The sequence below is a fragment of the Rhodoferax sp. UBA5149 genome (assembly GCF_002413825.1).
Taxonomy (GTDB): domain Bacteria; phylum Pseudomonadota; class Gammaproteobacteria; order Burkholderiales; family Burkholderiaceae_C; genus Rhodoferax.
The window spans coordinates 12,176-21,270 of record NZ_DHXT01000106.1 but is presented as its reverse complement, the minus strand read 5'-3'; the positions used below and the strand labels follow the sequence as shown (position 1 = coordinate 21,270).

Genomic DNA, 9,095 nt, shown 5'->3' with positions numbered 1-9,095 from the left:
CCGTCTATTTCCATCAAGCGCACCAGCTCTTCGGTGGTGCGCGCATTGACCTTGCCACCGCCAAAGCGGGGATCCACAAAAGTGTCCAGCCCGACATGCGTCAGCGTGCCGGGTTTGCCGGCGGCAATGTCCCGAAACAAATGGGAAATCACGCCCTGGGGCAGGTTGTAGGCCTCGATTTCGTTGTCCACCGCCAGCTTTTGCAGTGCGGGCACCAGGCCCCAATGCCCGCCCACAACCCGGCGCACCATGCCTTTGTGTCCTAGGTGATTGAGGCCCCGCGTTTTGCCATCGCCCTGCCCGGCGGCGTACACCAAGGTCAACTGGCCGGGCGCCCCGACACCGGTTTCACACTGGGTCGCCAGAAAGCGGGCCTCCAGGGCCACGGCAATTTCCTCGGCAAAGCCAATGCCGACGAAACCACCGGTCGCCACGGTGTCGCCGTCATGGATCAGACGCACGGCTTCGGCAGCCGTCACCACTTTGTTGCGCCGTGTTCCCGGGACCACGTGTTCATTGACATTGAAATTGGTATGCAAAACGTCTCCTCGTCGGTGGCCCTATCATGCTTGACATTCTCCGCAACGCAACCAAGGAAAATCATGCCAACCTACCATGTCGAAATGCTCGAAGGACGCACCATTGAACAAAAGAAAAAGCTGGTGGAAGCCATCACCCGCGTCACGGTTGAAGTACTGGGGGGAACTGTGGACATGGTCGACATTTTGATCACCGACGTCAAGCGCGAAAACTGGGCCACCGGTGGCATTCTGTGGACTGAGCCCTGCTCCTGAACCCGTCTTGACACATCCTGCCACCCTGCCAGAGCTGCAGGCGCATTACGGCGAGCGTTACCGCTGGCTTCTGCTGCTGGCGGTGATGGTGGGCACCATGGCGTCCATCATGTCGTCCACCATCATCAATGTGGCGGTGCCCGACATGAGTCGCCACTTCGCATTGGGACAGGAACGTGCCCAGTGGGTGGCCTCTGGCTTCATGATCGCCATGACGGTGTCCATGCTCACCACACCCTGGTTGCTGGCGCGCTACGGCTATCGCCGCACCTACGCCGGCACCATGTGGTTGTTGCTGCTTGGCAGTGTCATCGGCGGCCTGTCCAACGATTTCTCGCTGGTGCTGGCGGCACGGGTGGCGGAGGGGCTGGCAGCCGGCGTCGTGCAACCGATTCCCGCCATCATCATCCTGCGCGCTTTTGAGCCGCATGAGCAAGGCCGCGCCGGTGGCATTTTTGGCATGGGCGTGGTGCTGGCACCGGCGATCGGACCGAGTGTCGGCGGCATCTTGGTGGACTGGTTTGGCTGGCGTTCCATCTTCTTCATGGTCGTGCCTTTTTGTCTGGCGTCTCTGTGGCTGGCGCAGCGCTTCGTGCCCACCACAGCTCCCGTTAGCGCGTCCGCCAGGCGCGCTGGCGGCAAACTCGATTGGCCAGGCTTGCTGTTGGCCAGTACCGGCACTTTATGTCTGCTCAATGGCCTGGTGCAGCTGCACGCCGGCCCGACAACACCCGCCCTGCTGTTGCTGATGGCGGCCGTCACCACGTTGATCGGGTTTATCGCATGGCAGCGCCGGCTCGGCCGCAGCATGACACCCGGTGGCGATGCGCCTCTGATGAATCTGGCGCTCTTTGACCATCGAGCGTTTGCCATGGGCAGCATCGTCGCTTTCATTTACGGCATGGCCCTGTTCGGCTCGACCTACCTGTTGCCGGTGTACATGCGGCTCGGGCTGGAGCTGTCGGCATCGCACGTCGGCACCATTTTGTTGCCGGCCGGGCTGGTGCTGGCCATCACGATTCCCCTGGTCGGTCGCCTGGCCGACCGGCACCCGACCTATCTGCTGGTGAGCATTGGACTGGCCTTGCTGGCGACGTCATTCGCCTTGATGGGCACCGTCGGCCTGAGCGGCAGTCTCTGGGTGCTGATGGCCTGGGCCATTCTGGGCCGCATCGGCCTGGGCTTCATCCTGCCCTCACTCAACTCAGGCTCCCTGCGCGAGCTGCACAAAGACCTGATCCCGCAGGGTTCGAGCGCCATCAACTTCCTGCGCACACTGGGCGGCGCCGTCGGGGTCAGCGTCTGCGGCATTGTGCTGGAGTGGCGCCTGGCGGCCCATGGGGACTTGCTGTCCAACCCCCGCAGCAGCCCGGCACGGCTGGCCGCCTTCAACGAGTCTTTTGCCCTGCTGGCCATACTCTGCGCGCTGGCGCTGGCAGCGGCATGGCAGTTGCGTTCCATCCCGCCACGGAACAAGGCCGGATAAGCCGGGCTCATCTGGATGTTTGCGCCTACGGCAGCGCAGTAAAATTGCGACATGTGCCAATTGCTTGGAATGAACAGCTTCCTGCCCGCCAGTCTGACGCTGAGCTTCACCGGGTTTTCACAGCGCGGCGGCTGTACCGACCATCATGCCGACGGCTGGGGCATCGCCTTCTTTGAAAGCGAAAGCGCGACGCCGGACAAGCCGGGCAAGGGCGTGCGCTACTTCGTCGACAAGGAAGGGGCATCCACCTCGCCCATTGCCAAGATGCTGCGCAGCTACCCGATCAAAAGCCACAACGTGGTGGCCCATGTGCGCAAGGCGACGGTGGGTGCCGTCACCCTGGAGAACTGCCACCCGTTTGTGCGCGAGTTGTGGGGCCGCTATTGGGTGTTTGCCCACAACGGCGACCTGAAAGACTATGCGCCCTCGCTGCACGGCAGCTTCAAGCCCGTGGGCAATACCGACAGCGAACTGGCTTTTTGCTGGCTGCTGCAGGAGCTGGCCAAATCCCATGTCGGTGTTCCCACCGTGCAAGAACTGACCCGCACTCTGGCTGAGCTGGTGCCGCAAATTGCCAAGCACGGCACCTTCAATTTTCTGCTGAGCAATGGACAGGCCTTGTGGGCACATGCCAGCACCAAACTGTATTACGTGCTGCGCCAGCACCCGTTCACGGAAGTGCATCTCAAGGATGACGATGTGAAGGTCGATCTGGCCAGTCTCAACAGCCCCCAAGACCGGCTGGCCATTGTGGTGACCGAGCCGCTAACCACCAATGAAGCCTGGATCGCCATGGCCCCCGGCGAGCTTCAGGTGTTTGTGGATGGCGCCCTTGCAGGGTGCAGCTGCTCCACGCGCATGCCTTGGCTCAGTCAGCCCTTGACGGCAAGTTCCAGCGCATCCACAAACATGGCGGCCACGTCAAACCCGGTCTGATCAAAAATCTCCTGAAAGCAAGTCGGGCTGGTGACGTTGATCTCGGTCAGGCTGTCGCCAATGATATCCAGCCCCACCAGCAGCAGCCCGCGGCGGTGCAGCACGGGCCCCAGCGCCTCGGCAATTTCACGGTCCCGCACGGAGAGCGGCCGCGCCACGCCCTTGCCCCCGGCGGCGAGGTTACCGCGCACCTCACTGCCCTGCGGAATGCGCGCCAGGCAGTAAGGCACCGGCTTGCCGCCAATCACCAGCACGCGCTTGTCGCCGTCCACGATCTCGGGCAGGAACTTCTGCACCATCAGGCTCTGCTCACCGTGGCGGTTCAGCGTCTCGGTGATGGAACCCAGGTTCAGGCCGTCCGGCCCGACGCGGAAGATACCCATGCCCCCCATGCCGTCGAGCGGCTTGAGGATGATGTCCTGGTGCTCCGCGTGGAAGCGCTTGATGTCGGCCTCGTCGCGCGTCACCAGGGTCGGGCCGATGAACTGCGGGAACTCCATGATGGCGAGCTTTTCCGGGTGGTCGCGCAGCGCGCCCGGCTTGTTGAACACCCGCGCACCTTCCCGCTCGGCCTGTGCCAGCAGGTGCGTGGCATAGAAGTATTCGCTGTCAAACGGCGGGTCCTTGCGCATGAGGATGGCGTCGAAATCCTTCAGCGCCACCGCGCGCGCTTCTCGGACCTCGAACCACGCGTCAGGCAGCCCCGTGAGCACGATGTCCCGTACATGCGCCGTGACCAGGGCTCCGCGCTGCCACATCACATCTTGCGGCTCGCAGGTGGCCACGCTATGGCCGCGCCTTTGCGCCTCGCGCATCATGGCAAAAGTGGTGTCTTTGTAGATCTTGAAGGATTCGAGCGGATCGGCAACAAAAAGAATGTTCATGGGCAAAAAGAGTTCAGGCAATGGACGGTTAAAAAAATGCGACTTGCCGTACTGTTGCACAAATAGCGCCAACGCGCCTGCCACGACGCCCCAGAAGGCCGACCCCACCCCGGCGATGACGACGCCGCTGAGCGTGACGAGGAAGGTCATCAAGGCGGCCTCACGGCGCAGCTCGTCCCTGACGACCGTGGCCAGCGCACCGCCGATGGCGCCCAACACGGCCAGACCGGCAATGGCCGCGATCAGCTCTTCGGGGAAAGCGGTGATGGCACTCAAGTTGAGGGCAAAAGCCCCGAACGGCGCCAGCACGAGCGTGACCAAACCGGTCAGGGTGATGATTTTGGAAATCGGAATGCCCTCGCCACGTCCCTTGCCGGCGATGCTGCCATAACCTCCCGCCTGAATCGCGGCCACGCCGGGCTGATTCTGCGGCGCCATCGCAACCACAAACAAGGGCAAAGCCAGACCCATGATGGCACTGAAGCTGAAGCGGGGTGCCGTAAACACCGGTTTCACAGCATAAAAACTGACGCTAGCTCCCGTAAAATCTGCACGAAAAGCTACGAAAATAATAGCAACCAGCGGAGTCAGAGGCACCGCGTCGTACTCCAGGCCACCATGACCGGCTTGCGCAGCCACAGCGACGGCACCCGTGTGCACAGTCCCATGCCGAGCCCCAGCGCCACATCCATGACGTGATGAGCTCGAGGCTGGCCTTGAACGCCAAAGCAGCCTGGAACACGATGGTCATCGAACTGGTGAAGCCGACCAGTTCGGCCACGAAACCTGCGAGGAAAGCAGACAGGCTCAGACCTTTAAAAAAGCGCATGGGCCAAGAGACTAGATTTCGATTTTCGAACCCAGTTCCACCACCGAGTTGTTAGGCAGTTTCAGGAAGGCCGCAGCACCGCTCGCGTTGTGATGCATCTGCGCGAACAGCTTTTCACGCCAGTGCGACATGCCGCTGCCAATAGTGGGAACGACGGTATCGCGTGACAAGAAATAGCTGGTGGTCATGGCATCCAACTCGCAGCCTCGACCCTTGATGTGCTGCAGCGCTTTGGGGATGTCGGGGTCATTTTTGAACCCATAGTGGATCACCACCTGCCAGCAATCGTGCCCCAGGGATTCAATCTCCAGGCGCTTGTCCATCCCGATCCACGGCACCTCGTGGTTACGCACCGTGACAAACAGGTTGTTCGCGTGCAGCACCTTGTTGTGCTTGAGGTTGTGCAGCATCGCATTGGGTACCGTGCCGGGCTCGGCTGTGAGGAACACCGCCGTACCTTCAACGCGCACCGGCGGGCTCACAAACACGGCCTCGAGAAAGCTGGTCAGGTCAATCGCGTCAGCGCGCAGTTTCTCGTTCAGCAAGTGCCGGCCGTCCTTCCAGGTCATCATGAGGGTGAAGATGGCGCCCCCGATCATGAGCGGGAACCAGCCGCCGTCAACCAGTTTGAGCAGGTTGGACGCCCAGAACGCAAAGTCAACCACGAAAAAGAAGCCGGTGGCCGCAATACAAAGCGCCAGGGGATAGTTCCAGCTGTAGCGGATCACGAAAAAGGTCAGGATGGTGGTAATCAGCATGTCCGTGCACACCGCAATACCGTAGGCCGCTGCCAGATTGCTGGACGACTTGAACATCACCACCGCCATCACGATGGCGACAAACAGGCCCCAGTTGACGAACGGCAGGTAGACTTGCCCGGTGTCCTTCACGCTGGTGTGCAGGACCTGCAGGCGTGGCAGATAGCCCAGCTGGATTACCTGCTTGGTGACGGAGAACGCGCCCGAGATCAAGGCCTGCGATGCGATCACCGTGGCCAAGGTGGCCAGCGCGACCAGCGGCACCAGGGCCCAGTCGGGCGCCATCATGAAAAACGGGTTCTTTACCGCCTCGGGGTGCTTCAACAGCAGCGCGCCCTGACCAAAGTAGTTGAGCGTGAGCGCCGGCATGACGACTGAAAACCAGGCCACACGAATCGGCTTCTTGCCGAAGTGGCCCATGTCGGCGTAGAGCGCCTCAGCCCCCGTCACGCACAGCACCACAGCACCCAGAACGATGAAGGTGATGCCCGGGTTGCGCCAGATGAAGCCCAGGGCGTAAAGGGGGCTGATGGCCCACAGAATGGCGGGGTTCGTGAAAATATGTGCCAGACCCAACATCGAAATGCAGGCGAACCAAACCAGGGTAATGGGGCCGAAAAATTTGCCAATGCCACTGGTGCCGTGTTTTTGCACCGCGAACAGGCCAAACAGGATAACCAGTGTGAGCGGGATCACATACTGCTTGAAGGCCGGCGATATCACCTCCAGGCCTTCCACGGACGATAGCACGGAGATGGCCGGCGTAATCACGCCGTCACCGTAGAACAGGCAGGTACCAAAAATGCCGACCAGCAACAGCACGCGTCGCAGCTCGGGCTTGTCCTTGACCGACTGCGAGGCCAGCGCCAGCATGGCCACCAGACCACCCTCGCCGTTGTTGTCCGCACGCAGCACGAGCACCACGTACTTGATGGACACGATGATCGTCAAGGTCCAGAAGAAAATCGACAAAATGCCATAGACGTTGTCGGGAGTGAACGGAACATGGCCGGAGCCAAACACCTCTTTGACCGCGTACAGAACGCTGGTACCGATGTCGCCGTAAACAACGCCGATGGCGCCCAGCGTGAGCGCCGTAAGGGAAGATTTGGATGCTGCCACTAGTTCACCCCGTCTTGATTCTCAGCGGGGTTCCATTCCATTTGGGAACGCCATTTTGCGCTTGCCGGTGGCGTTACAAACGCACGATAAGCGCTTAGTTCGCCAAAGCCCATAAATGTTGCAATGCAACAACTACCGACCACAGGCCAGCTTGCGCATGAGACAGCGTTTATTCGTATACCTCGGCATCGGGGTCCGTCGCTTCCAGCTCGTAACTGGCGGCCAGCATGGCCAGACGCCCCACCACGCCGTACATATAAAAACGGTTGGGGGCACTGGCGCCGGGCTTGATGCCGGGTTGAGGTAAGCGCGCACTCTGCTCAAAAGCCAATGGCACGAAGCTGGAGCCCGGCGCATCGAGATTTTCATCGACGCCACGATCAGCATGAATACGATAAAAACCACCGACCACGTAACGGTCCATCATGTAGACCACCGGCTCGGCCACCGCGTCATGCATCCGTTCCTTCGTCAACACCCCTTCCTGAATCAGGATATCCTGGGCTTGCTGACCTTCCCGCGTGCCGCTCATTTTGCTTTGCACTTTGGGGCCCAGCGCCTCCAGGTCTTTGGCGTCACGCACGGTCACGATGCCCAGTCCATGGGTGCCGTTGTCGGCCTTGACCACCACGAATGGCTTCTCCTTGATGCCATATTCCTTGTATTTGCGGCGAATTTTAGTCAGCAGGGCATCGACATTGCTGCTCAGACATTCCATGCCCGAGTCGTCAGCCAGTTTGACCTCCCCGCATTTCTCGAACATCGGGTTGATCAGCCACGGATCCACCCCGAGCAACTTGCCCAGGCGCTTGGCCACTTCCTCGTAGCACTTGAAATGTTTGCTCATGCGCCGCGTAGACCGGCCTGCGTGCAGCGGCGGCAACAGGTATTGCTCGTGAATATCTTCCAGAATGCCCGGCACGCCCGCCCTCAGATCATTGTTCAGCAGAATGGTGCAGGGGTCAAAATCCTTGACCCCCAGGCGGCGCCGGCCACGGATGACGGGCTCCAGCGTCACGCTTTCGCCGTTGGGCAACTCGACCGTGGTGGTTTTTTTGATCGCGGGGTCGATGGAGCCGATGCGTACGTTCAGGCCCGCCATATGGAAGATGCGCCGCAATTGCGCCACGCTCGACAGGTAAAACGTGTTGCTGGAGTGATTCTCGGGAATCAGCAGCAAGTTGCGCGCCTCAGGGCAGATTTTCTCGATCGCAGCCATGGCCGCCTGCACCGCCAGCGGCAGCATCTCGGGGGTGAGGTTGTTCCAGCCGCCGGGGAACAGATTGGTATCCACCGGCGCCAGCTTGAAGCCGGCATTGCGCACGTCCACCGAGCTGTAAAACGGCGGCGTGTGCTCCATCCACTCGAGACGAAACCAGCGCTCGATCGCCGGCATGGAGTCCAGGACGCGCTGCTCAAGTTCGTTGATGGGGCCGGTGAGCGCGGTGACGAGATGTGGAACCATGCGGCCCTCTTGGATGAATAAAGTGCGAAAACTGGACGTATTCTAGGATCTGGGGACGAGCATCCCGCTTGCAAGGACCCCCGGACCGCCCCCGGTGCTAAACCCGCACCTCCCCTTGCCCCAGCACCACATACTTCAGCGAGGTCAGGCCCTCAAGGCCGACCGGGCCACGGGCGTGGAACTTGTCGGTGCTGATCCCAATTTCAGCACCCAGGCCAAATTCAAAACCATCGGCAAAACGGGTGCTGGTGTTGACCATCACGCTCGCAGAATCGACTTCCCGCAGGAAGGCTTGGGCGTGCATGTGGTCGCGCGTGATGATGGCATCGGTGTGGTGCGACGAATACTGGTTGATGTGGGCAATCGCTTCGTCCACGCCTTCCACCACCTTGATGCTGATGACCGGGGCCAGGTATTCCTCATACCAGTCCTGCTCGCGGGCGGGCTTCAGCTGCGCGCCTGGCACCGTGGCCAGCAGCGCCAGCGCCTCGGCGTCACCGCGCATTTCCACGCCTTTGGCGGCATAGATGGCGCCGATTTGGGGTAAGAAAGCGGCCGCCACGCCGCGCGCCACCAGCAGGCCTTCGGCGGCGTTGCAGGGGCTGTATTTGCTGGTCTTGGCGTTGTCCGCCACCCGCACCGCCATCTCGATGTCACAGGGATCATCGACATACACGTGGCAATTGCCGTCCAGGTGCTTGATGACCGGTACCTTCGCGTCCCGGCTGATGCGCTCGATCAGGCCCTTGCCGCCGCGCGGAATGATCACATCCACATACTGCGGCATGGTGATGAGCTGGCCCACCACCTCGCGGTCGGTG

At 61.1% G+C, this 9,095-nt stretch carries 8 protein-coding genes and 1 pseudogene; 3 read left to right on the top strand and 6 right to left on the bottom strand.

What is annotated here, in order from left to right; all coding sequences use genetic code 11:
• Window positions 1-539, bottom strand: a 539-nt coding sequence (locus tag B3V69_RS09745; RefSeq protein WP_296446050.1) for a CoA-transferase, incomplete at its 3' end; no start/stop codon positions are given.
• Between the two features lie 63 nt (window positions 540-602).
• Here B3V69_RS09745 and B3V69_RS09740 point away from each other — a divergent pair.
• The 3 genes from B3V69_RS09740 to B3V69_RS09730 are packed head-to-tail and all read left to right on the top strand — an operon-like array spanning window position 603 to window position 3,216.
• On the top strand, window positions 603-794 hold the full coding sequence (locus B3V69_RS09740) for a 4-oxalocrotonate tautomerase (protein WP_296446048.1): 192 nt from the start codon (window positions 603-605) through the stop codon (window positions 792-794).
• Window positions 795-801: 7 nt separating this feature from the next.
• Window positions 802-2,280 carry a DHA2 family efflux MFS transporter permease subunit gene (locus tag B3V69_RS09735; protein ID WP_296446046.1) on the top strand — a complete coding sequence of 493 codons (1,479 nt, stop codon included), beginning with the start codon at window positions 802-804 and terminating at the stop codon, window positions 2,278-2,280.
• 51 nt (window positions 2,281-2,331) lie between these two features.
• Window positions 2,332-3,216, top strand: coding sequence for a class II glutamine amidotransferase (locus B3V69_RS09730; protein ID WP_296446045.1), 885 nt, complete (start codon window positions 2,332-2,334; stop codon window positions 3,214-3,216).
• On the opposite strand, the gene gshB is transcribed toward B3V69_RS09730, so the two are convergent.
• From gshB to B3V69_RS09705, 5 genes and pseudogenes are all read right to left on the bottom strand, one after another.
• A complete protein-coding gene (gene gshB / locus B3V69_RS09725; RefSeq protein WP_296446064.1) occupies window positions 3,153-4,100 on the bottom strand; it encodes a glutathione synthase in 948 nt (315 codons plus the stop codon). The two genes, B3V69_RS09730 and gshB, sit on opposite strands and share 64 nt — an antisense overlap.
• Before the next feature lie 102 nt (window positions 4,101-4,202).
• Window positions 4,203-4,929: pseudogene (locus tag B3V69_RS09720) on the bottom strand (benzoate/H(+) symporter BenE family transporter); the annotation flags it as partial.
• An 11-nt stretch (window positions 4,930-4,940) separates the two neighbouring features.
• Complete coding sequence (locus tag B3V69_RS09715; RefSeq protein ID WP_296446043.1) at window positions 4,941-6,809, bottom strand: potassium transporter Kup; 1,869 nt, start codon at window positions 6,807-6,809, stop codon at window positions 4,941-4,943.
• Window positions 6,810-6,978: 169 nt separating this feature from the next.
• Complete coding sequence (gshA, locus tag B3V69_RS09710) at window positions 6,979-8,274, bottom strand: glutamate--cysteine ligase (protein WP_296446041.1); 1,296 nt, start codon at window positions 8,272-8,274, stop codon at window positions 6,979-6,981.
• A gap of 97 nt (window positions 8,275-8,371) precedes the next feature.
• The coding region (locus tag B3V69_RS09705) for a glutamate-5-semialdehyde dehydrogenase (RefSeq protein WP_296446039.1) at window positions 8,372-9,095 on the bottom strand (724 nt) is incomplete at its 5' end.

Bases quoted from the DNA above. Each gene is read 5' to 3' on its own strand.
- gshA (WP_296446041.1), bottom strand. From the start codon at position 8,274: ATGGTTCCACATCTCGTCACCGCGCTCACCGGCCCCATCAACGAACTT.
- gshB (WP_296446064.1), bottom strand. From the start codon at position 4,100: ATGAACATTCTTTTTGTTGCCGATCCGCTCGAATCCTTCAAGATCTAC.
- B3V69_RS09730 (WP_296446045.1), top strand. From the start codon at position 2,332: ATGTGCCAATTGCTTGGAATGAACAGCTTCCTGCCCGCCAGTCTGACG.
- B3V69_RS09740 (WP_296446048.1), top strand. From the start codon at position 603: ATGCCAACCTACCATGTCGAAATGCTCGAAGGACGCACCATTGAACAA.